21 protein-coding genes are annotated in these 22,400 nt (G+C 54.8%); 9 read left to right on the top strand and 12 right to left on the bottom strand.

The window, feature by feature from the left end:
- The first annotated feature begins 12 nt into the window (after positions 1-12).
- The 8 genes from topA to KI809_RS18170 all read left to right on the top strand — a co-directional run bounded on the left by topA (position 13) and on the right by KI809_RS18170 (position 7,322).
- Positions 13-2,298, top strand: a complete 2,286-nt coding sequence (gene topA, locus KI809_RS18205; protein WP_214173031.1) for a type I DNA topoisomerase — start codon at positions 13-15, stop codon at positions 2,296-2,298.
- A 42-nt stretch (positions 2,299-2,340) separates the two neighbouring features.
- Complete coding sequence (gene trmFO / locus KI809_RS18200) at positions 2,341-3,648, top strand: methylenetetrahydrofolate--tRNA-(uracil(54)-C(5))-methyltransferase (FADH(2)-oxidizing) TrmFO (protein WP_214173030.1); 1,308 nt, start codon at positions 2,341-2,343, stop codon at positions 3,646-3,648.
- A 91-nt stretch (positions 3,649-3,739) separates the two neighbouring features.
- Positions 3,740-4,018 carry a PRA1 family protein gene (locus KI809_RS18195; RefSeq protein WP_214173029.1) on the top strand — a complete coding sequence of 93 codons (279 nt, stop codon included), beginning with the start codon at positions 3,740-3,742 and terminating at the stop codon, positions 4,016-4,018.
- Positions 4,005-4,580 carry a Maf family nucleotide pyrophosphatase gene (locus tag KI809_RS18190; RefSeq protein WP_214173028.1) on the top strand — a complete coding sequence of 192 codons (576 nt, stop codon included), beginning with the start codon at positions 4,005-4,007 and terminating at the stop codon, positions 4,578-4,580. Before KI809_RS18195 ends, KI809_RS18190 begins: the two co-directional genes overlap by 14 nt.
- An 8-nt stretch (positions 4,581-4,588) precedes the next feature.
- On the top strand, positions 4,589-5,272 hold the full coding sequence (locus KI809_RS18185; RefSeq protein ID WP_214173027.1) for a YggS family pyridoxal phosphate-dependent enzyme: 684 nt from the start codon (positions 4,589-4,591) through the stop codon (positions 5,270-5,272).
- A 136-nt stretch (positions 5,273-5,408) separates the two neighbouring features.
- Positions 5,409-5,957, top strand: a complete 549-nt coding sequence (locus KI809_RS18180; RefSeq protein ID WP_214173026.1) for a YkgJ family cysteine cluster protein — start codon at positions 5,409-5,411, stop codon at positions 5,955-5,957.
- Positions 5,954-6,520 carry a beta-class carbonic anhydrase gene (locus tag KI809_RS18175; RefSeq protein WP_214173025.1) on the top strand — a complete coding sequence of 189 codons (567 nt, stop codon included), beginning with the start codon at positions 5,954-5,956 and terminating at the stop codon, positions 6,518-6,520. The genes KI809_RS18180 and KI809_RS18175 overlap by 4 nt, the downstream gene beginning before the upstream one ends.
- 1 nt (position 6,521) lies before the next feature.
- On the top strand, positions 6,522-7,322 hold the full coding sequence (locus KI809_RS18170) for an alpha/beta fold hydrolase (RefSeq protein ID WP_214173024.1): 801 nt from the start codon (positions 6,522-6,524) through the stop codon (positions 7,320-7,322).
- Here KI809_RS18170 and KI809_RS18165 read toward each other — a convergent pair whose 3' ends face one another.
- The 10 genes from KI809_RS18165 to KI809_RS21045 all read right to left on the bottom strand — a co-directional run bounded on the left by KI809_RS18165 (position 7,323) and on the right by KI809_RS21045 (position 19,649).
- Entirely contained in the window at positions 7,323-7,712 is a 390-nt protein-coding gene (locus KI809_RS18165) for a response regulator (protein ID WP_214173023.1), read from the bottom strand.
- A complete protein-coding gene (locus tag KI809_RS18160) occupies positions 7,712-9,175 on the bottom strand; it encodes a flagellar assembly protein A (protein ID WP_214173022.1) in 1,464 nt (487 codons plus the stop codon). Before KI809_RS18160 ends, KI809_RS18165 begins: the two co-directional genes overlap by 1 nt.
- A gap of 82 nt (positions 9,176-9,257) precedes the next feature.
- Positions 9,258-11,453 carry an ATP-binding protein gene (locus tag KI809_RS18155; RefSeq protein ID WP_214173021.1) on the bottom strand — a complete coding sequence of 732 codons (2,196 nt, stop codon included), beginning with the start codon at positions 11,451-11,453 and terminating at the stop codon, positions 9,258-9,260.
- Positions 11,446-12,318, bottom strand: a complete 873-nt coding sequence (locus tag KI809_RS18150) for an HDOD domain-containing protein (RefSeq protein ID WP_214173020.1) — start codon at positions 12,316-12,318, stop codon at positions 11,446-11,448. Before KI809_RS18150 ends, KI809_RS18155 begins: the two co-directional genes overlap by 8 nt.
- Positions 12,305-12,637, bottom strand: a complete 333-nt coding sequence (locus tag KI809_RS18145) for a hypothetical protein (protein WP_214173019.1) — start codon at positions 12,635-12,637, stop codon at positions 12,305-12,307. The genes KI809_RS18150 and KI809_RS18145 overlap by 14 nt, the downstream gene beginning before the upstream one ends.
- Before the next feature lie 72 nt (positions 12,638-12,709).
- On the bottom strand, positions 12,710-14,773 hold the full coding sequence (gene fusA, locus KI809_RS18140) for an elongation factor G (protein WP_214173018.1): 2,064 nt from the start codon (positions 14,771-14,773) through the stop codon (positions 12,710-12,712).
- Between the two features lie 159 nt (positions 14,774-14,932).
- Entirely contained in the window at positions 14,933-15,712 is a 780-nt protein-coding gene (gene scpB, locus KI809_RS18135; RefSeq protein ID WP_214173017.1) for a methylmalonyl-CoA decarboxylase, read from the bottom strand.
- A 121-nt stretch (positions 15,713-15,833) separates the two neighbouring features.
- Positions 15,834-17,396, bottom strand: a complete 1,563-nt coding sequence (locus KI809_RS18130) for a 4Fe-4S binding protein (RefSeq protein WP_214173016.1) — start codon at positions 17,394-17,396, stop codon at positions 15,834-15,836.
- 137 nt (positions 17,397-17,533) lie between these two features.
- A complete protein-coding gene (locus tag KI809_RS18125; protein ID WP_214173015.1) occupies positions 17,534-19,510 on the bottom strand; it encodes a tetratricopeptide repeat protein in 1,977 nt (658 codons plus the stop codon).
- Positions 19,511-19,544: 34 nt separating this feature from the next.
- Positions 19,545-19,649, bottom strand: coding sequence for a VIT1/CCC1 transporter family protein (locus KI809_RS21045; protein WP_246559504.1), 105 nt, complete (start codon positions 19,647-19,649; stop codon positions 19,545-19,547).
- Between the two features lie 43 nt (positions 19,650-19,692).
- On the opposite strand from KI809_RS21045, the gene KI809_RS18115 reads away from it, so the two are divergent.
- Positions 19,693-19,953: a hypothetical protein gene (locus KI809_RS18115; protein ID WP_214173105.1), complete on the top strand. Its 261-nt coding sequence runs from the start codon at positions 19,693-19,695 to the stop codon at positions 19,951-19,953.
- A gap of 124 nt (positions 19,954-20,077) precedes the next feature.
- On the opposite strand, the gene KI809_RS18110 is transcribed toward KI809_RS18115, so the two are convergent.
- Positions 20,078-21,409 carry a KAP family P-loop NTPase fold protein gene (locus KI809_RS18110; protein ID WP_214173013.1) on the bottom strand — a complete coding sequence of 444 codons (1,332 nt, stop codon included), beginning with the start codon at positions 21,407-21,409 and terminating at the stop codon, positions 20,078-20,080.
- Positions 21,410-21,515: 106 nt separating this feature from the next.
- On the bottom strand, positions 21,516-22,400 hold an 885-nt coding region (locus KI809_RS18105), incomplete at its 5' end, for a toll/interleukin-1 receptor domain-containing protein (protein WP_214173012.1).

The following is a 22,400-nucleotide window of genomic DNA, read 5'->3' as shown; positions in this document are numbered from 1 at the left end:
GAACCAAACATCATGTCTCGAAACCTCGTTATAGTTGAATCACCGGCAAAGGCCAAGACCATCGAAAAGTTTCTGGGGCCTGATTACAAGGTCCTCGCCTCATTCGGCCATGTGCGGGCACTCCCCAGCAAGCAGGGTTCGGTGGATCTCGAAAAGGATTTCGAGCCGAAGTACGCAGTTCTCCCTGAGAGCAAGAAACATATCGATGCCATCAAAAAAGAGCTGAAGGGCGCTGAAGCCCTGCTCCTGGCAACTGACCCCGACCGTGAAGGGGAGGCGATATCCTGGCACCTGCTGGCAGCACTCGGCATTGATGAAAAGAAATCGCCGATCGAGATCCGGCGGGTCGTTTTCCACGAGATCACCAAAAACGCCATCGTCGATGCGGTGCAGAACCCGCGCACCATAGCGCACGACCTTGTCGACGCCCAGCAGGCCAGATCGGTCCTCGACTACCTTGTCGGCTTTACCCTCTCGCCGTTCCTCTGGAAGAAGATCAGGTACGGGCTCTCGGCAGGCAGGGTCCAGTCGGTCGCCCTGCGGCTCATCTGCGAGCGCGAGCGTGAGATCCAGGCGTTTAAGACCCAGGAATACTGGTCCATCGCGGCTGACCTGGTAAAGCAGGAAGGGCAGAAACTGTCTGCAGCGCTGTTCGAGGTTGCCGGTAAAAAGCTCGGCAAATTCGACATCCCTGACCAAGCAACCGCCGACGCCCTGGTAACTGACCTGCAAAACTGCAGCTACCAGGTGGACAAGGTCACCAAGAGCGAACGGAAACGCACGCCGGCGCCGCCATTCACCACCTCGACCCTGCAGCAGGAGGCCTCCAGGAAACTCGGGTTCTCTGCCAAGAAGACCATGTCAACGGCCCAGAAGCTCTACGAGGGAATCGATATCGGCAGCGGCGCTGTCGGCCTCATCACCTATATGCGTACCGACAGTGTTGTCCTGTCCACCCAGGCGTTGGAGGAGACACATCAGGTCATCACCAGCCTCTACGGCAAGGAGTATGCGCTTGCCAAGCCCCGTTTCTTCAAGAACAAGGCGAAAAACGCCCAGGAAGCGCACGAAGCGATCCGCCCCACTTACGTTGACAAGACCCCGGCTGAGCTGAAGAAAATCCTCTCTTCCGACCAGTTCAAGCTTTATGAGCTGATCTGGAAGCGAACCGTTGCCTGCCAGATGGCAGAGGCGCTGCTTGACCAGACCTCGGTTGACATTGCGGCCGGCGACAAGTTCAAGCTCCGGGCAACCGGTACTGTCATCCGTTTCCCGGGATTCATGAAGCTGTACATTGAGGGGATCGATGACGAGACCGAAGAGAAAGAAGGGCTGCTTCCGCCGCTCAACGAAGGGGAAGCCCTGAACCTCAAGGGTCTCAAGCCTGAACAGCATTTCACCCAGCCTCCGCCCCGCTACACTGAGGCGACGCTGGTCAAGACCCTGGAAGAGTACGGTATCGGCCGGCCATCCACCTATGCCAGCATCATGAATACCCTGCTTGAGCGCAAATACGCCCGGCTGGAGACCAAGCGCTTCTTCCCGGAAGATGTCGGGATGGTGGTCAGCGACCTGTTGACCCAGCATTTCACCCAGTACGTTGACTACAACTTTACCGCCCGGCTCGAAGAGGAACTGGACCAGGTTTCACGCGGGGAAAAACAGTGGAAGCCGGTGATGCGCGACTTCTGGGGCCCCTTTTCCTCTCTGCTCAAGCAGAAAGAGGGAGAGGTCAACAAATCGGATGTCACCACCGAGGCCTTGGATGAAAAGTGCCCGGAATGCGGGGAACTGCTGGCGGTCAAGCTCGGCCGGCGCGGCAAGTTCATCGCCTGCACCGGTTACAAGGATGGCTGCCGCTACACCAGGAACATAGAATCCGGGGAGCCGACCGAAAAAGTCGAACCTGAGATTTCCGAGGAAAAATGCGAGAAGTGCGGCCAGCCGATGCTGATCAAGGACGGCCGTTACGGCAAGTACCTTGCCTGCTCCGGTTATCCGGCCTGCAAGAACATCCAGCCGCTGGTAAAGCCCAAAGGGACCGGGGTTATCTGCCCGGAATGCAACAAGGGGGAGCTGACGGAAAAGAAGTCGCGCTACGGCAAGATGTTCTACTCCTGCAACAAATACCCGGAATGCAAGTTCGCCCTGTGGGACCCGCCCCAGCCCGGCCCCTGCCCAAAATGCGGTTTCCCGCTGCTGGTGAAAAAGGTCTACAAGCGCGAGGGTGAATTCCTCAAATGCCCCAAAGAGGGGTGCGATTACAAGCTCGGCGGCAAAGAGCCGAAAGAAAAATAACCGACAGGCGGGACGCAAGTCCCGCTTTTCTTTTGAGGTCATATGTCTGAAACACTCACCATCATCGGCGCTGGCCTGGCCGGCTGCGAGGCGGCCTGGCAAGCGGCAAACCGTGGCGTAGCAGTCACGCTGCACGAGATGAAACCGGCCAGAATGTCGCCGGCACACCACTCACCAGACCTGGCGGAACTGGTCTGCTCCAACTCCCTGCGCGGCGCATCCCTGGAAAATGCCGTCGGCCTGCTCAAGGAAGAACTGCGCCGTCTCGGCTCCCTGTTCATGGCTGCTGCAGACGCCACCCAGGTCCCGGCAGGCGGGGCGCTGGCTGTCGATCGCGACCAGTTCGCCGCCTTTATCACCGAACGGATTGCAAACCACCCCAATATCACCCTGGTCCGCAACGAAGCGACCGGCATCCCCAAAGAGGGGGTGGTCATCATCGCCTCGGGCCCGCTTACCAGCGATTCCCTGGCGGAATCGCTTCGGGCTGTTACCGGCGACTCCCTCTATTTCTACGATGCCATCGCGCCGATCGTCGAGACCCCGTCACTGGACATGTCCCGGCTGTTCAAGGCATCCCGTTACGGCAAGGGGGATGGCGACGACTACCTGAACATCCCGCTCGACCAAGAGCTGTACACAGCATTCGTCGCAGCGCTGATTGCCGGAGAGAAAGTCCCGTACCGGGATTTCGAGAAGGGGGTGCATTTCGAGGGGTGCATGCCGATCGAAGAGCTGGCAGCCCGCGGGATCGACACCCTCCGCTTCGGCCCGATGAAACCGGTAGGCCTGGTAAACCCTGCTACCGGCAAGGAACCGCATGCCGTTATCCAGCTGCGTATGGAGAACCGCGAGGCGAGCATGTACAACCTGGTCGGGTTCCAGACCAAACTGACCTGGCCGGAGCAACGGCGCATCTTCCGGATGCTGCCAGGCCTGGAAAACGCCGAATTTGCCCGGCTCGGCTCCATGCACCGCAACACCTTCATCAACTCGCCCCAGTTGCTCACCCCGTCGCAGCAGCTCAAAGCCGATGCGCGAATCATCTTTGCCGGCCAGATCACCGGGGTCGAGGGGTATGTCGAGTCGGCCGGGAGCGGCTTCATGGCCGGACTTCATGCCGCCATGCTGATATCCGGACGCCCAGTGACATTACCACCCCAGACAACCGCACTCGGCGCACTGGTCCACCATATAACCAATGCCGATGTCAGACATTTCCAGCCGATGAACGTCAATTACGGGCTGTTTCCGGCGCTACCGGGCAAAATCAAGAAAAAGGACCGTCGCGGATTACTTGCCGAGCGGGCACTGGCAGACCTGGAACCCTGGCAGCACCAGCTGGCCTGAGCCGACCTCCACTTTTCAGTTGTTCCGTCACCACCATTCCGCTACAATCCCGCCAATCTCCGGATCACTAAATTCCACCAAAGGCCGTGCTATGAATGAAAAAGACAAGCAGGAGATATCCCTCATCGGCAGGATCTTCTGCCTCGAAGCAGTCATTCTGCTCATGGGAATCGTATCCCTTGTTTCCTGGTTTTACACGAAAGAGCTGACCCAGCTATTCTGGGGGATCATGATAACTTGCGGCGCCGTCATTCTCCACTTTGTCCGGAAAAAGGACTGGAAGAAACATTGGGAAGAGCAGGAAAAAATGAAACAGGTCTACGAGGAGTTGGAGCGCCGGAAAAAGGAGAAAAGCGATGACGGGCAGTAGGATCATCCTGGCCTCAGCCTCGCCGCGCCGTTCCGAGCTTCTGGAATCGGCAGGCATCCGCTTCCAGGTGGTTCCTGGCCATATCGACGAGACCCCATTGCCGCAGGAAGCGCCGGTTGACCATGTGCTGCGGCTGGCCGCGGAAAAGGCCCGGGAAGTGGCCCGGCGTGAAGCAGGCGATTTTTTCATCGGCGCGGACACCATCGTCTTGTGCGATGGCGAGATCATGGGTAAACCATGCGACAGGAACGACGCCGACCGGATGCTCAGGAAGCTCTCCGGAGTCGGTCATTCCGTCATCACCGGCTATGCGGTCTACTCCGCCACTGGTGACGTCTGCTGCTCCCAGTCAGTGGAAACCAGGGTTTATTTCAAAGCTCTTACCGACAAAGAGATCAGCGACTATATCGCCACCGGCTGCCCCATGGACAAGGCCGGCGCCTACGCGATCCAGGGAGGAGCCGCCCATATGGTTCGGCGGATTGAGGGGTCTTACACCAATGTTGTCGGACTGCCGCTCTGTGAAGTCATTGACACACTGCGAGACATGGGAGCCATCTGAGGGCGGCAATGGACATCGGCGCTAATCTCAAGCATATCCTCGAAGAGATGACAACAGCGGCGGAGAAGGCCGGCCGGCCAGGCTCTGCCATCAGGCTGGTGGCGGTGTCGAAATACAAGCCAGCGCTTGCTGTCACCGAAGCTGCCGCGGCCGGGCAGGCAATTTTCGGCGAAAACTATGTGCAGGAGCTTGTCGCCAAGGCAGCAGAGGTCACTGTTCCTGTTGAGTGGCACTTCATCGGCCACCTGCAAAGCAACAAGGCGCGGCAGATCGCCGGTCTGGTAACCATGATCCATTCCGTCGACCGATTGTCGCTGGCCGAGGAGATCGACCGGCAATGGGGCAAGATCGGCAAGGTCTGCGACATCCTGGTCCAGGTCAATGTCTCCGGAGAGGCGAGCAAAAGCGGCACCACCGCAGCAGCAGCCCTGACACTGGTTAAGGAGATTTCGCAGCTGGCCAACGTTCGCGTGCGTGGCCTCATGACCATGCCCCCCTTCTTCGACGACCCGGAAGCTGCCCGGCCGTATTTCCGCGAGCTGCGGGAACTGGCGGCAACCATTGCCAGTGAGGCCATCCCGGGGGTAGCGATGACAGAGCTCTCCATGGGGATGTCCGGCGACTTTAAAGTAGCCATTGAAGAGGGCGCAACGCTGGTAAGAATCGGTACGGCAATATTTGGAGACAGGTGACGATGGCCAAGGCAAAGCAAAAAGCTCCATATGCAAGGCTTGCGAAGCATGAGGAGCGAGTCGTAGCCGGAGGCTACGTCGCAGTGACGAGGGCTGAGCGTAACGCAGCAGATGGACTTTTGGCGAGCCGATAGATATGGAAGATTCGCTGGCAAATTATTATGCCCTGGTAACAAAGGTTGACGAGCTCTGCAACCGCATACAAGCCGAGTTTGCCGAGCAACTCTCGTGTCATGCCGGCTGCGCCTCATGCTGTCGCCATATCACCCTGGCCTGGGTCGAGGCAATGGCCCTGGCAACAGCACTCCATAAACTACCACCCAATGAGGTGGAAGCGATCCAACTGCGAGCACAATATGCCAAGCCGAACGGACCATGTCCGCTGCTTGTTGACGACCACTGCGTCATGTACGACTTTCGCCCGATTATCTGCCGCACCCACGGTCTGCCGATTCTCACGGAAGAGTTGAGTGACAGCTCCATAGACTGCTGCCCCCTTAATTTTCAAGGATCGGACCAGGTGCCGGGAACAGCGGTGATTAATCTCGACCGGCTCAATATCCTGCTGGATTCGGTAAACAGGGTGTTCATCAACCAGTTCTTCACCACAAAACCAGAGCAGGAACGGCTGACCATTGCCGAAGCCCTGCTGCTGGAGATCGAGATATCCGGAGACACGCCATGAAGCTACTCGAAAAGATCCTCGAAGCAAATGCCAGTTTTGTGAAACCGGGGGCATTTCCGCCGCTCCCCAAAGACCCGAAGAAACAGTTTGCCATCTTTACCTGCATGGATACCCGGCTGGTGGAGTTCCTTGAACCGGCCATGGGAATCAAGCGAGGAGATGCCAAGGTCATCAAGAATGCCGGCAACACCCTGGTAGACCCGCTGCATGGCGGGGTTATCCGGAGCATCGTGGCAGCCATCTTCATGTTGGGTGTGGAGGAGATTTTCATCATCGGCCACCGGGATTGCGGCATGGCAACCGTTGACCCGGAGGCATTGAAACAACGGATGATAGCCAGGGGCATATCGAGCGCAACCATCGACGAACTGGTGCCGGACCTGGCCCAGTGGCTGGGGGCGTTTTCCTGCCCGGAAGAAAACGTCACCGATGTAGTCGGCAAAATCCGCAATAACCCGTTAATCCCGAAAGATGTGCCGATCCATGGGCTCATTTTCTGCCCGGACGATGGTCATCTCGATGTCATAGTCAACGGCTACCATGACGCGCAGGGGCACCTCTGAGATGCAGGCCTTCAGTAACGGCATTATGATGAGCTACGACGACACCGGGGCCGGCAATCCAGTCCTGCTGATTCACGGCTTCCCGCTGTGCCGGAAGATGTGGCGTCCCCAGGTCAACAAGCTTCCCCTTGCCGGTTTTAGGGTCATCACCCCTGACCTGCGCGGTTTCGGTGAGAGTGATGCCCCTGAAGGGCCTTACAGCATGGATATCTTCGCAGATGACCTGATCGGACTGCTGGACCATCTTGAACTTGAAAAGGTAGTAATCGGCGGGATGTCGATGGGGGGCTACGTACTGTTCAACCTGCTGGAGCGTTATCCGAACCGGGTTTGCGGCGCTGCCTTCATCACAACCAGGGCCACGCCGGATGATGAGGCGGCAAAGGCGCGCAGGCTGCTACTAGCGGCCGAAGTCCGGAAATTCGGTCCGCAGGTGGTTGCCGACCCGTTTGCCACTGTTCTCTTTGCTCCCGGGGCAGAAACAGAGCGTCCCAAGCTGATTGAAGAGGTCTATGGCTGGATGGCGGGCAATGACTCCAGAGGGCTGGCAGGAGGGTTACTGGCAATGAGAGAGCGGAAGGACTACAGCCAACTGCTCGCGTCATTCAATGTCCCGGCGGTAGCCATTGGTGCCGAACTGGACCAGGCAGCCCCACCGGCAACCAGCACGGCCATCGCTGCAGGGATTCCGGGATGCAGGCTCTGCATTGTACCAGGGGCAGGGCATCTGGCGAATCTCGAAGATGTCAAGGCTTTCAACAACTGTCTGCTGGAGTTCCTGGGGTCTGTCTATCAGCAGTGATCAGCTGAGGAGGCCATGCTTGGTCAACAGCTCCTTGAAGGTCTTGCCGATAACCGGCTTGGTCAGGTAATCGTCGCACTCCCCTTCACTGATCGCCTCAATCATGTCATCCGGTGAGCTGCTTGCCGTGATCATGAAGATAGTTGCCCTTGTTCCACCGGTGGCCGACTCCAGATCCCTGATCTTTCGTAACGCCTCAAGCCCCCCCATGACCGGCATGGTTATATCAAGGCAGATCAGCTCAAAGTGCGCGTCTTGGGCAATCGCCTGTCTGACTAGGCCAATCGCTTCCTCGCCATTTTCGGCATACTCAACCTCGGCCGTCGCACTTATTGTAAAACCGAGCATTTCGCGGGTCAACTGGCAATCATCTACTATTAGCGCCTTCATTAAGCTACCCCCTTGCCTTTTCGGAGCATAAACTCATTTTGCTGCACATAGGCACGCTCAATATCCTGTGCCCGAACCGCAAGATCAGTCAGGCTGATATACCTGAACCCGCCTTCGATGGTATTCTCAATAATCGAAATCGGGCCTGACCGCTCTTCCTTGATCTCTTCACAGATGGTCCCGACGGTTATATTCACCCCGTCAAAGAGCTTTTTCTTCACATTAACCTTTGGATTGCACCCGGCATACTCTCTGGAGCGCACCTCCTGAATACTGTTGGCGATCTCGGCACGCTTGAGGCCAAAAGCATTTTTGTCCATGGCCCCTTTACCGGCATTAAACCCGGCGATCAGCTGTTTCATCTCATTGAAAAGCTGGTTGATCTCTTCCTGATCGCGATAATTTACCCCGACTACGATCATGGTGCGTAACGAGGTTACCGTGCCGACAGTCGCCGCCTCGACCCCTCCCATGGCGCAAATCTCGCCACCGGACAGCCCGCCCTTGTTGACCCGGACAGAACCGAGTGTTTTAATAATGCAATTTCTCATTTCTGCATCAACAGCGATGTCGCCGGCAGCCTCTATGATGACATCGTTGATATAATTAGCGCTGACACAACCACCGCACACGATTTCACCCTTGCCCTGGCCATTCATGCCACCAAGCACGATATCCCCACCGCTCTCGACCCGGCAGACACCGATGTTGCCGCGCACCTTGATCCCTTTACTGGCATTGATGGAAAACCCGTCAAGCACGTCTCCTGAAACATCGAGAAAACCATTAAACAGGACATTGCCGACCTTGAAATCCACATCACCCTTGATGGTATAAACATCCTCGACCGAGATTTCTCCACCACGACAAAAAACGCGGCCATCGGCATCGGCATAGATCGACACCCCATCTTCCCCTAGCACGACATTCTGTCCGAGAACCAGCTCCAATACCGCGCCGGGTTGCGGCGGGATAATAATGCCAGTCACCTTCATCCCGGGGACACCTTCACCGGGAGGAAGCACCTGTCCGATCAGGTCACCTTTTGCCACATTATGAAAACTCTGGACGACCCGGAAATCAACCTTGTCATCGTCCTCATCTTCGTCTTGATCGTCATCTGCTACCCCAAGGGCATCTGGCGTGACCAGGGCGATTCTGCCATCTTCACCCGGCACCATCGGTTGCCCGTTTGCCAGAGGATGTCCGAAAACAGCGGTATTTGAAGTCGCAGCCGCCAGCAGTTCCCCCACGGCATTGTCATTAACCCCTTCCTTGACTTTGGCTTGGGCAAGGTAATTGACCAGTTCTTCATGACTGAGGGGCGCTCCGTTGGGGGAAGGCTCGTAGGTGCATTCGCACACCAGGCCATCGGCTGAAATCTCCAGCATAATATAAAAGCCGAGACGCTTGAATTCGTACTTCTTCCCCTCTTTCTGGCCAATTACAGTATTATTGCTCATTACATCCCTCGCACGGGCAGCAGCCAATCCAATTAACAACCAAGGCCAGTCAGCAAAACCGGCGTTACGTTAAGGAGTGGCGCTAATTCTGTTGCAGATCGTCCTTCACTATCTCCTTGAAGGCGTCAAACGCCTTTTTCAGCGACAGGTAGTTGGGTCCAGCCTCGGTAATAGAGCCTAATCTCGCGCTATCTTCGATCTCGGCAGCAATCCTTTTCATGTTTCCTGCGGCAATATTTGCAGAAGCTCCCTTGATGGTGTGGGCACTCACCTTGACGGCCTCGGTATCACAACGTGTTATAGCCTCTCCCAATGCAGCCATCTGACTTTCTGTTGAAGAGACAAACATGCCGAGAAACCGGGTTAAAAAAGCGGTCTCGCCATCAAGTCTTTCCAAAAGCTCCTGGCGGTCGAAATCGTAAGAATCAACATCTGCAACCCCCAGAGCAGTTTCAGGCTGCGCCTCGATCAATTCAAAACCAGTACCGGTCAAGGCTCCGGCATCCGAACCTTTCAGGATCGCATGATTCAGCTCATGAATGACTTTGTACACCACTTCCTCCTTTACCGGTTTGGCAATGAACGAATCCATCCCGGCAGCTTGACACAGCTCAATATCTTCTTTCATGACGTTAGCGGTCATGGCGCAGATAAAGGTTCTCCGGTCAAGCCCTTCTTCACGCTGCCGAATCTCGCGAGTAGCCTGGAGACCATCCATTACCGGCATATGGAGATCCATGAAAACAAGATCATACTGTTCCTGCTGCCACATCTCCAGCGCCTGCAGGCCGTTGTCAGCGCAAGCGATTGCATGCTCACCGGTCTTGGCGACAATCTTCCGGGAAACAAGCTGGTTGACCGGCACATCATCAACAATGAGTATCCGCAAAGGACGGCACGGGATTCTTTCCGGAGATAGCGCATGGAGCACTGCCGTGGTTTCCCCTGCCTTAGGCAGCTTCAACGGGATAACTACGGAAAAAGAACTCCCCTCCCCTTCGATACTCGCCACCTGGATATCGCCTCCCATTATCTGAGAGAGACTCCGGGTGATTGACAAACCCAGGCCAGTGCCACCATAAAGTCGGGTTGTGGAGCTATCCGCCTGGGTAAATTTTTCGAAGATATGTGGCAGCACCTCTGAGGAAATGCCAATGCCGGTGTCAGAAACAGTGAAGCGGACCCGAAGATCATGCTCACCACGGCTTTCTTCTGCGCATTCGAGGACAATGCCCCCTTGAGCAGTAAATTTTATGGCATTGCCGACCAGATTATTCAGAATCTGGGCGATCCGGACCGGGTCTCCCACCAGGGTTTCCGGGAAATCGTCAGCAATCTTCAGGTCGCAGTAGATATTTTTCTCAATAGCCCGCAGTTTGAGGGGCTGCAGGGTCGCTTCCAGGTAACTCCGCACCCGGAAGGGAATTTCTTCCAGGCTGATCTTGCCGGCCTCGATCTTGGAAAAATCCAGGATGTCGTTGATGATTGTCAGCAGGTTGTCGGCCGAAAGCTGGAGCGAATCGATGTAAAGGCTCTGATCCTCTGTCAGTTCCGTATCCTTGATTAGTTTTGCCAGCCCGATGATGCCGTTCATCGGTGTCCTGATCTCATGGCTCATGTTAGCCAGAAAATCACTCTTGGCCTTGGTCGCAGATTCGGCCTGTTCCCGGGCAGTCTCAAGCTCCATGGTCCTTTCTTGCACCATCTTTTCCAGGTTCTGCATGTGATCGCGCAGCATCTCGTAAAGCGATGAGTTTTCCACGGCGTAGGCAGTGCTGGTAAGGATTATGCTCATGGCAGTCTGCGAAGCGAAATCCGCGTTAAGTCGGTTTCCCTCCAGAATGCCTACAAACATCCCGTGTATCCGCGACTGCGTCGCCAGAACGTGCAGAACCAGGAACTCTTCCCCTTGTTCAACCGGCACAATGACCGGTCGGTTCTGGTTCAGCGCCCAGGGAAACGTGCCGTCCTTTATTTTTGCGTCAACCTCGGCAGCCAGGCGCGATTCCGCATCATCCGGCTCACACAGGATAAGCTTGAAGCTGGCATCTTCCTCTACGTTGAAGTATGACATGGCCGAAAGAGGTATCAGTCTCCTGAGCTGCCCGAACATGGCCCTGATAACGAAAGAGGTATCCAGTTCGCGATAGATATCAGACTGAAAATCGTTGCAGGCGGCAAGAATGTCCAGGGTACGGACATAATTCAGGTTGCTCTCTTCGAGAAAGCTGATCCTTTCCTGGAGCTTGTCGACAGGAATGCTGCTTTGACTAGGCACGAGCCATCCCTCCGAACAACGCCTGTTCCGTCTCGTTAACCGTTTTATCAATCTGCTTGATCAGAGATGAAAACAGGAACGGAGAGAGATTGAGGCCGGCCCATACCCGTGCGTCAAGCTGAGGGACAAATCCCCCGCCGCTGCTGCCGATCTGGAGGGCATGAGCAAAGATATCGGCCAGGTGCAGCAACGAAGTTTCGCGAGGATAATGTTCCGCCCTTTGCGGGCGATGGTGAAACTCCACCGGCTCGGCAACACTGGGTGGAATTTTCCATTTCCGCAAAAGTTGCCCGCCGACCTCGGCGTGATCGAACAATAGCCGTTCCCGCTCAACATCATGGAGCAGGCGCCCCTTGACCCGGCACTCTTCAAACATCTCCACATAGAGCTCGGGGATTTTTATCAGCATGATCAGCCGGCCGACATCGTGCAGAATCCCTGCGACAAAAAACCGTTCAAGGTTCGATTCCCGCTGGCTGGTGGCAATCAGCTTGGCAGTCAAGCCGGTGGCAATGCTGTGCCGCCAGAACTGCTCCATGTTGATCAGCTCTTTCGGGATACCGGTGAACACATCCATGACTGACAGCGCCAGGGCAAGATCCCGCACCTGCTGGATGCCGATGATGGTAACGGCGTGGCTGATGGTTTCAATCTTGGCGAAATAGCCGAATAGCGGGCTGTTGGCGAGTTTCAGTATCCGGGCCGTCAACCCCTGGTCTTCAGAGATGATCTTGCCGATATCGGTAATGGAACTGCGGGGGTTGTTGATCGCCTCGTCAAGGCGGGAGTAAAAAAGCGGTAGCGAATGAACCGTGGAAACATCCTGGATGATCTCTTCAATGGTTATGACATTACCTGGAGGCATGCAGTGCCTTCCTTGCGATGCAGAGTCGGAGCAGTTCCTTGATCGCCGGGTGTTCAAGGTCATTATGAACAAAGAGTGGCTTCACCGCAGCCTCTGCCTCGGCAAGCACCTCGGGATCGATCTCGTCGTCCTGTCCAGTTGCCTCACTATCGCTGTCGCCAACAATCTCTGCTTCCAGAATCCCCCAGGTACGGAATATCTGTAGATGTTTTTCCGTCAGCTCGGCCCCCTCGGGCAACAACAGCCGACCGCTCCGATCGCAGACATTGCTCTTGAGAACCATACCGGCCACGAGGTTATCTATTGCGATATTTGCCAAATGAAGGTCTCCCGACAGCTAAACAGCATCGAATAAAACTGTTATCGATCTAATCGGCAGGAAATATCACAACTATAGCCCAAATTTTTGCCGCACCTCGTCGGGAGCTTCGACAAATGCCTTAAACTCCATACTAAAGGAGCCGCGTCCTTTGGTGGCGCTCCTCAGCTCGGTCATAAACCCAAACAGTTCGGCCAGAGGCGCCAGGGCATGAATGACCTCCATCTCGCCCAGCACGTCAATCCCCTCGACCCGGCCGCGCTTCTGCTGCAACGAACCGATGACCCGTCCGGTTGACTCGGCAGGAGTGGTGATTTCCAAAGACATGACCGGCTCAAGCAGAATGACTCCGGCCTCGCGCAACGCCCGGAAAAGACCGCGCTGCGCCGTAGCCCTTACCCCGGCCTCACTGGTGACCCCCGGCTCGAACGGCGCTTCCAGAATTTCGAACCGGACATCGGTCAACGGATATCCGGCCAGACCGCCGGCAGCACAGCCGTTGTGCAGAGCTTCTGCGAGAACGGTCTGCAAGGCCTGGGGCAATGAACCTTCGCCGAGCTTTTCCAGCGAGATCTGGACCCCAGCGCCGCGCTCCAGCGGTTTGATGGCAAACAGCACCTCTCCGCCGATAACCTTGCCGTCCTGCTCTACCCTGAAGATCTCCCGATGCTCCAGCTCCCGCTTGACACTCTCACGGTACACTACCTGAGGCCGGCCGGTCTTTACCGCAACGCCATACTCCCGGGCCAGGCGGTCGATCACGATCTCCAGGTGCAGTTCCCCCATGCCGGTCAGGATGGTCTGACCGGTTTCGCTGTCTTCATGCACCCTGAAGGTCGGGTCTTCCCACTGCAGCTTTTCCAGGGCCGGCAACAGCTTCTCCCGGTCATCCACCCCCTTCGGTTCCACTGCCAGGGAAACCACCGGCTCCGGAATATTCATGCCAGCCAGTTCCAGAATGTGGCCAGGATCGCACAGGGTATCGCCGGTCAGCACCTCTTTGAAGCCGGTGACCGCCACGATATCGCCGGCAACGGCAAGATCAACGGCTTCGCGCCTGTGGGCATGCATCCTGAAGATCCGGGCAACCTTCTCGAACCGCCTGTTGACAGCACGGGCCAGGGCAGCACCTGGCTTGAGAGAGCCGGAATAAATCCGCAGATAGGTCAGTTTGCGCCCTTCGTCAGCCACAACCTTGAAGGCAAAGGCACAGAGCGGGGCATTGACATCACATGGAATTTCAACCGCCTCGTCGCTGTCCGCCTTCCTGCCGGTCACCGACGGCACGTCCAACGGCGACGGCAGATAATGGGCAACGGCATCCAGCAACGGCTGCACCCCCTTGTTGCGCAGGGCAGACCCGAGCAGCACCGGGCAAACTGCGCAGTGCAGGGTTCCGGCGCGGATTGCCGATCTGAGCCGCTCGGCAGAGACATCAACGCCGGCAAGGAAATCGGCGAGGATGGTATCGTCAAAATCAGCTGCCGCCTCCACCAGTCTCTCCCTGGCTGCGGCGACCTGGTCGCGGAACTCCTCGGGAATCTCGCTGTTCCTGACCGTCACCCCGAGATCGTCGTCGGCAAACACCAGCATTTCCCTGGCGATCAGGTCGATCACGCCGCGGAACGAAGTTTCGTTGCCGACAGGCAGTTGCAGCAGGACCGGCCTGGCTCCCAACCGGCGCACCATCTGCTCCAGCACCATCTCATGGTCGGCGCCGACTCGATCCAGCTTATTGAAAAAGCAGATCCTGGGGACATGATAGCGATCAGCCTGGCGCCAGACCGATTCGCTCTGCGGCTGAACCCCCTCCACCCCGCTGAAGATGGCCACGGCGCCGTCCAGCACCCGCATGCTCCGCTCCACCTCCATGGTGAAGTCAATATGGCCGGGGGTGTCGATCAGATTGATCCGGATGTCGTGCCAGTTACAACAAGTAGCGGTCGCAGTAATGGTTATGCCGCGCTCCTGCTCCTGCGGCATCCAGTCCATGGTTGCCTGGCCGTCGTGCACCTCACCCATCCGGTGGGTCTCGCCGGTGTAATAGAGAATACGTTCGGAAACCGTCGTCTTGCCGGCATCGATGTGGGAGATGATACCGATGTTGCGGATATTGGAAAGGGATGGATCAAGCATAAAAAACAATCCTGCCTGTCTGAACAGATCGTCTACCTGAGACGCGATTTTCGTGCAAGGTCAAGGCGCTCGAAGGATTGCAGCGGAGGCGTACTCATTAGTACGTCGAGCATGAAATCCTGACGAGCAACGCCGAGATTGCGCGAAAGGCGCGTCTCACTATTCGCCGGTAAAATTCGGGGACCGCTTCTCCATAAACGCCTTGATCCCCTCCGCATAGTCCTTGCTGTCATACACCATCCGGCGCAGCCCCTGCACCCGCTCGAAGGTATGCGGGCTCATCGGGTGGGCGCTGGCCAGCAGCCGGATCTGCTCTTTGATCACCGCTATGGAAAGCGGGCTGTTGTGGGTTATCTTGGCGGCCAGGTCGTAGGTGAACTCTTCCAGTTGCTCGTCTTCCACCAGGTGATTGAGGATGCCGGCCTTGCGCGCCTGGTCGGACGACAGCGGCTGGGCGGTGAAGAACATCTCCTTGGCGATATTCACCCCCATGATGTTGATGAAATGGAGAATGCCGGTGACATTGTACGGCACACCGATCTTGGCCGGTGTCATGCAGAAGCTGCAGTTCCTGGCGCCGATCAGGATATCGCAGGAGAGCGCCAGGTCGCAGGCCCCGCCCCATACTCCCCCCTCGATCATGGCGATTACCGGCATGGAGAGACTCTGCACTGTGCGCAGGATCGTCAACAGCGGGTCATGGTATGCCAGCGGGTCGCGGCCCGGCAGTGGCAGTTCCCTGACATCGTGGCCGGCGGACCAGACTTTGGCCCCTTTTTCCGCACGGAGGATCAGCACCCGGGCCTTGCTCTTCTGGAGGGCGTCGATGGCCTGGATAATCTCGTCAACAAGGGCCTTGGAAAGTATATTGCGCCGCTGGGCGTAATTGAAGGTTATGGTGCCGATCTGGTCTTGCAATTGGGTAAGAATGAGGGACATTGCGGTCCTCCTTGAGAAGTTGCTAACCTTTCAAGGAGTACCAGAGAATTGGCCTTCGTCAACCCATGAGGTCGGCACAATGCTATTTGTCATGTCTCTGACTGCGTGGGGTTTGAGGTTTTCATCGATACGGATCGGCTGCTGCGGAGGGCTCAGCACTGGGAGGCACAGCAGCATCGGCAATCGGCTTTTTGTCCTTGACGCTGAACAGCTCAATCCCGGATTTACCCTCCAGCGGACAGACAAATTCGCAGATGCCACAGCCGTTGCAGATCTCTTCCACGACATACGGTACCTGCACCTGCACGGTCCGGCCATCCGGGGTCTTCTGGGTCTCCAGCCGCGACCGGATCGCCTTTTGCGGAATCGGGCAATGCTCTTCGCAGACAATGCAGCTGGTGTGACGGGCAAACGGCAGACAGTGGTTCTTGTCAAACACCGCCTTGCCGATCACCTCCCGTTTCTTCTGCTCTTTTGGCAGGTTCGGGATGGCGCCGGTGGGGCAGACCTGACCGCACAAGGTGCAGTTATACTCGCAATAACCAAGCCGCGGGATCACTACCGGCGTGTAGATCCCTTCCACTCCGGCCTGCATGATCGCCGGATACAGGGCGCTTTTCAGGCACACCTTCAGGCATTCGCCGCAGCGGACGCACTTCTGCAGAAACTCCTGCTCGTTGCGCACTCCAGGCGGCCGCAGCAAGCGCGCCTGTGCCTCCGGCTGCCTGAACCGGAACAGCCGCGAGACGAACAGGCCGGAAAACAGGCTTCCCAGCAACACCCGCCGCTCCGGGAGATAGTCGCCGCCGCTTGCGGCAAGGCTCGTCAGGCGGAACCGCACCCGGTTATGCGGGCAATGGAGTTGGCACTCCATGCACATGATACACTCGTCCTTCTGCAGGATCTCCTGATCGAACGAGGTCGGGCAGAGTTCGGCGCAGGCGCCGCAGTCCTTGCACAGCTTTGCCGGCACCCGCACAAACGGTGACAGCCTGCCGGCCAGCCCGAGCAGCGTGCCCAGCGGGCAGAGTCGGCGGCACCAGCAGCGGGTCTCGTATTTTTCCAGAAAGAGAATGGCGCCGAAAATCAGTAGCGAGAGGAACGCCAGCGGGTAGAGGGTGTCGCGGAACGGCAGCAGGTAGTCGCGGAGCACCGCGTATGCCGGAGCAATGGTATCGCGGCTGTCCCCCAGCACCCGGTACAGCCCGACCCATCCCTGGCGAGAGATATCGCCGAGCAGCGGATACAGGGCAAAGGTCAGGGCGCGCAGCAGAATGGCGATCGGATCGAGCAGCCCGGCAAGGTTAATCCCGAAGAGCGAGGCAAACAGCAGCGGCAGCAGCAGCCAGTATTTGGTATTGCCGCCGAGCGCACGGATCGCACCGGACTTGGCGATGCGGCCGGTCACCAGGTCCAGCACCGTGCCGAGCGGACAGATCCAGCCGCAAAAGAACCTTCCCAGCAGGGCCGTCGCAGCCAGGGTCACCGCTGCCGGCAGCAACAGCCAGGACCAGCTCTTGGCCGCCAGCAGATAACTGACCAGCACCAGCGGATTGGCCCGGAAGAAGCCGTTGACCGCCGCCCCGATCTCATCGCTCCCCCGGTATTCGGTCCTGACGAACAGCACCAGAAACAGGGCGAGGAACAGCAGTTGACTGATGCGGGCTGAGGTTGGCTTTTTCATTGGCACCTATTTCGCGTCAAGCGAATTCAATTCGGGAAACCCTTTTTCAGCTCCCCAATTTGGTTTGCACCCTCTTCATCATGTATCTTTTCTGAGGGCTTATTGCAACAGCAAATACCGGTGTTTTTATCCGACTGTTACTTACGTGTCGAATTCAGATTTTCACGAGCTTCTTGATAATCTGGTTTTATTTTCAATGCAGCTTCAAAGTGCTGAACGGCCTTATGCCGTTGCCCTTGTTGGGCGTATAATACGCCCAGGTTATTGTGTGTTTTGAATAGGAGCGGGTCGATCTCCAGGGCGCGAAGGTAATGCATTTCCGCGTCATCCATCCGGTTGGTGTTCTGGAAGAGCAAAGCCAGGTTGTGATGGGCGGAAGTGAGGTGAGCATCATAGCTAATCGCACTTAAATACTCGTTGGCAGCTTCGGAGAGCTTCCCTTGCTCAACAAGTAGTGTGCCGAAATAGTTGTGATACTCGGCTGAAAGGGGATTAATCCTGAGGGCCGTAAGGTAATGCTTCTCGGCATCATCCAGCCTTTTCAGTTTTCGGAGCGCTTCCGCCAGGTAGAAATGGGCATCAGCTGCGTGCGGGTCTATTGCGAGTGCCGTGGTATAAGTTTCGATTGCTTCCGCCAATCTGCCGAGTTTCTCAAGCAACAGCCCTTTTCTCAGGTAGACCTCGATGGTGTTGGGTTCAAGACCTTGCGCATGATTGAACAGCGCCAGCGCCTCGTAGTTTCTCCCGTTACGTTCGAGACAGATCGCCTGATGGAGGTAGGGTCCGCTGTACCACGTGGCGAGGGCGTTGGCCTTTTTGTAGTGACTTATGGCTTCATCGCATCTGCCGGTTTTCTCCAGATCAAGGCCGAGGCAGTAGTGAGCTACATAATTATCGCCGGTGACGGCAAGCGCATGGGTGAAGAGCGTTGTCGAGTCACTCCAAAAAGAGACCTGGCGCCAGGTAAGCGTCATGCAAACTGCAAGCACCAAGAGTGACAGTCCTGTACAGATCCGGCGTCGATGAACCCATGCAACGGAAAGACCACTGATCATCCAGACCGCCATGATGAAAATGCCGATCAACGGAATATAGCTGTAGCGGTCGGCCATCTGTTGCGAGCCGACCTGAACGATGCCGATGACAGGGACAAGGGTGCCGAGATACAACAACCAGCCAGCCATCAGGTACGGCCGTGTGTGTCGTTGTAGTACCACCCATACCGTCACTACCGCTATAAACCCAGTTGAGCCGAGAACCTGCCAAAAAGGAAATGCTTCGGGAAATGGATAAAAGACCGCTAGGTTCCATGGGTTAACGGTTTTCCAGAGATAGAGGGTATATGAGACGACGCCATTGATGAGGCGATCACCAAGAGAAGTGGCTTCCAAAGACGATATGGCATTTGTTTGTGCGCGTATGGTAACGAGGCAGGACGCCACTGCCAGAACGGCAAAGGGACCTTTGTCAAGGAGCCTGATTCCCAGTGACTGACTGCGCGCCAGAGGCCAATAATCCAGGAGTAACAGCACACAAGGGAGTGTGACCAACATCGGTTTACTCATTAGCCCCAAGGCCATGCTGGCAACGGCAAGTAAATACCAGAGTAACCGCCGCTGCTCCACATAACAGACATACCACCAAATGCTGAGTATCCAGAAAAAGGTGCTGAGCACATCCTTGCGCTCAGAGGCCCAGGCAACCGACTCCACATGCAGGGGATGCAGCGCAAAGAGGGCAGCAACCAACGCACTCTGCCAGACTTTGCGGGTCATACGGCAGAGCAGGAAAAACAGGATGACCGTATTTGCGACATGTAGAAGAACACTGGTGAAATGATGCCCGCCGGCGCGCATACCGTAAATCTGGACATCCAGCATATGGGATAGCCAGGTCAGGGGGTGCCAGTTAGCACCATGAAAGGTCGTGAAGGCCCACTGGATGCTGAATGAGTTCAAGCCGGAACTTACATACGGGTTATTGACAAGATATACCAGGTCGTCAAGGTTTGTAAAATCATGATAGATTACCTGCCAGTACACCAGAAGCGTGGCTGCAACCAACAGTAAGGGAATGAATGTTGTCGGAGCGAGTTTTCGGAAAATCTGGAACATCTTTCGCGAATGATTCCTAAATGAATGCGTTTGATCAGTCGTTCTCCGGGTCATCCGCCTGTTCTTGCTTTTCTCTTTCAATGTCAGCGCTTTCAGTATCTGCCTGCGATTGAACAGAGACATACTCGCCGGCCGCCATTGACATTGCTCCTGCGACGAGACCGGCCACTCCGGTAAGCAAGATGCTATTTTTCGAGACAGATAAGGGGACAGGCACCAATTACTCTTTCCTTTTCCGCCCCTTTTGCCACCCTCTTCGTCTCAATGTGGATTCTATTCCCATCTTCGCGCAGATCTCGTCACCAGGCAAGGACCTTGACTCTATATCTCTGACGCGCTCCCAGCAAAACTTCAACGAAGGCATGGTAGTCACCGTCCTTGTAAAAGACCTGCTGTCTACCGTTTCCACGATTGATCAGGTGATAACAGCAGTTGTCGGCTAAAGCTCTGGCTGATCTTGGCATCTATCCTCTTTCAACTCAATTTGGTGCCTGTCCCCTTATTTTACCTCCAGTTACTCCACTTTCAAGGGTTGTCCCTTCGTAGGTATTCTGAGATAAATTGCTGTTAGTCCACAAAAGAAATATCGAGTTTCTTTGCAATACTGCACATTATGGTTTCTGGCCTATAGCCTACACCTTGTATTAAATAACGAACATGGCTCAATACTTCCGGTTTAATATTATCGAAACCGTTGATTGCTCCATGATGAAGTGCCTGCAAGCTCGGCAAAAGCCAATGATCTTTTATCGTTGAGATGAGACCACCAATCAACTGTAATGCCTTGCTGTGCCCATCTTTATTGCCGATTGACAGTTCATGAAACAGCTCCGGCTGACTGAGCTTTAGGGCGACAAGGTATGCTGCAATGGGAGCTGAAGCACCAATAGGTTGCCCCATCGTGAAATGTATGTAGGCTTTTTCAAGATCTCGAAATGATAATCCCCAAATAGTTGCAAAGAATGCCAATGCATCAGAAAAGCCTCTTACAGCATCAGTTTGCTGGAACTTATAATGATTAGATAAATAGTCACAGTATGCTTGATTGAAGTCGCGCTGACCGTCAAGAGAAACGCGTTTTGGGAGACGCAAGAAGAAATGGATGAATTTGCCCAGATATGCATGTGCGTCAAGCTCCGCACCGTAAACCCCATTTATTGCATTTTCAAGCTGTGTGCGGTTTAAAAGCAGTACAAACACAATGTTCGGTGTATCAAAGAAATGCTTGATCCTTTCTATTACATTAACAGCAAATGAAGGCTTGCATCTGTCAAGCTCATCAATAATAAAGACGACTGGTTTTTCTTGATCAGCTGCGAAATCAGAAAGAGCCATTCTGAAATGTTCTGCTGTTTTCCGGTCACGCTCATAATCCTGAAGACGTTGCCGAACAAATTTCTCTGACGCATCTCCAAGTTTCTCTTCTAGCTTGTCTCCAAATTCCTCCTTGATTTCTGACAGATCATTAATTCCAAGGATTAGTCTGCCTAGAGCATTAATGGTTATTTTTGCGGTCGCAGGTAATAATGCCTTGCCTACTTTGACGCATGCATCACGAAAATTACTCCAACTCTCGTCCTGTTCAGCATCTGCAAGAGCAGAGAGGATTTCTGCTGAAATCAGAAGAAAAGGGTCCTCTGCATAGTCTTGCTCAAAAGCATCCAGGTATATTGTTTTAAATCCTTGTTGTGTGAGTTGTGAAGCCCAATTACGGCCAAAATATGTCTTGCCCTCCCCCCATGGAGCATCAATTCCTATGACACACCCGTCTTTCAGTCGATAAATATAATTAGTCAGCTTCTCTGCAAGTAGACTTCTTTCGAAAAGATCATTTTTAAATGGCACACCATCTTCAACATAGTCAGGTTGTCTCATATACAGCAATCGGTCGTTACTCATGATTTATTCCTTTCCCAACGAGCATGGCTTTGACCTGCCGGGTTTTCGGGCAGGTCGTAAGCCTTGTTGTATTCTCAGCTTTTCCTGTTTTTGATATTTGGAGATTTTAAATATTCTGAACTCCAATAAGCTCAACAAATTTATTCACTATTCCTGAGATTCCAATGCTGGAAGAAACAGCAAGCTTACTTGCCAAGATAGGTGAGTATTTAGCAATGTCGCTACTATCCACTCCATGCCAAATCGGAAGAATCACTTTCGTATTTGTATCCTCGCGTGAGATTAAGCCATCGAGCTCTTTCAGCGGCCAATTTTTTTCAAAAAATTTATGACTAAGTACTACAATCCCATATTGTGACTTTGTTAATCCTTCGTCTATTTTATTTCGGAGGCTATCTCCCCACGATAGTGAAAATTCATCGTACCAAACAGACACGCCACGACCCCGCAAGGCGTGTGCCAGTGGCCGGACAAAGTCGTCCTTGTCCTCGCTGGCGTGGCTCACAAAAACATGATAATCCGTATTAGTAGTCATTTTTTCACTCCTTTTTTCAAGATTTTCGGGTGTACCTAAAATCGGCAATATTGGGGTCTGCTGATGCGTTATTATGTTTGTAGGTGAATCTTTAGACGTTGATTCAGAAATATCTTGAGTATCATTTTCATTTTTGACAAAAAATGTGTCTACCGTGCAAAATGCGCTATCTGCAAGGCAAGCAACTAATATATTTTTTTGCATGATATTTGCGGAATTCCAGACGAATTTGACTGCCTCAAGGTTTCTACTAGCGCATATACTCTCAACAAGTTTGTCTCTCTGCATGACATTCGCTGAATTCCAAACGAACCGGATTGCTTCGAAGTTTCCACTAGCACAGATACTTCCAATTAATTTATCTCTCTGCATGATATTTGCTGAATTCCAAACGAACCGGATTGCTTCGAAGTTCCCGCTAGCACAAATACTTCCAACTAATTTATCTCTCTGCAT

Origin of the sequence: Geoanaerobacter pelophilus, from assembly GCF_018476885.1 — a bacterium.
Taxonomy (GTDB): Bacteria; Desulfobacterota; Desulfuromonadia; order Geobacterales; family DSM-12255; genus Geoanaerobacter; species Geoanaerobacter pelophilus.
The sequence above is the reverse complement of the archived record's forward strand: the minus strand, read 5'-3'. Positions and strand labels throughout refer to the sequence as shown.

Coding starts and splice junctions, on each gene's coding strand:
- KI809_RS18165 (WP_214173023.1), bottom strand. CDS start 7,712: ATGAAGGCGCTAATAGTAGATGATTGCCAGTTGACCCGCGAAATGCTC.
- KI809_RS18110 (WP_214173013.1), bottom strand. CDS start 21,409: ATGAGTAACGACCGATTGCTGTATATGAGACAACCTGACTATGTTGAA.
- KI809_RS18130 (WP_214173016.1), bottom strand. CDS start 17,396: ATGAAAAAGCCAACCTCAGCCCGCATCAGTCAACTGCTGTTCCTCGCC.
- KI809_RS18175 (WP_214173025.1), top strand. CDS start 5,954: ATGAAGCTACTCGAAAAGATCCTCGAAGCAAATGCCAGTTTTGTGAAA.
- KI809_RS18190 (WP_214173028.1), top strand. CDS start 4,005: ATGACGGGCAGTAGGATCATCCTGGCCTCAGCCTCGCCGCGCCGTTCC.
- KI809_RS21045 (WP_246559504.1), bottom strand. CDS start 19,649: ATGGCGGCCGGCGAGTATGTCTCTGTTCAATCGCAGGCAGATACTGAA.
- scpB (WP_214173017.1), bottom strand. CDS start 15,712: ATGTCCCTCATTCTTACCCAATTGCAAGACCAGATCGGCACCATAACC.
- trmFO (WP_214173030.1), top strand. CDS start 2,341: ATGTCTGAAACACTCACCATCATCGGCGCTGGCCTGGCCGGCTGCGAG.
- KI809_RS18115 (WP_214173105.1), top strand. CDS start 19,693: ATGCTATTTTTCGAGACAGATAAGGGGACAGGCACCAATTACTCTTTC.
- KI809_RS18170 (WP_214173024.1), top strand. CDS start 6,522: ATGCAGGCCTTCAGTAACGGCATTATGATGAGCTACGACGACACCGGG.
- fusA (WP_214173018.1), bottom strand. CDS start 14,773: ATGCTTGATCCATCCCTTTCCAATATCCGCAACATCGGTATCATCTCC.
- topA (WP_214173031.1), top strand. CDS start 13: ATGTCTCGAAACCTCGTTATAGTTGAATCACCGGCAAAGGCCAAGACC.
- KI809_RS18180 (WP_214173026.1), top strand. CDS start 5,409: ATGGAAGATTCGCTGGCAAATTATTATGCCCTGGTAACAAAGGTTGAC.
- KI809_RS18150 (WP_214173020.1), bottom strand. CDS start 12,318: ATGCCTCCAGGTAATGTCATAACCATTGAAGAGATCATCCAGGATGTT.
- KI809_RS18125 (WP_214173015.1), bottom strand. CDS start 19,510: ATGTTCCAGATTTTCCGAAAACTCGCTCCGACAACATTCATTCCCTTA.
- KI809_RS18195 (WP_214173029.1), top strand. CDS start 3,740: ATGAATGAAAAAGACAAGCAGGAGATATCCCTCATCGGCAGGATCTTC.
- KI809_RS18185 (WP_214173027.1), top strand. CDS start 4,589: ATGGACATCGGCGCTAATCTCAAGCATATCCTCGAAGAGATGACAACA.
- KI809_RS18160 (WP_214173022.1), bottom strand. CDS start 9,175: ATGAGCAATAATACTGTAATTGGCCAGAAAGAGGGGAAGAAGTACGAA.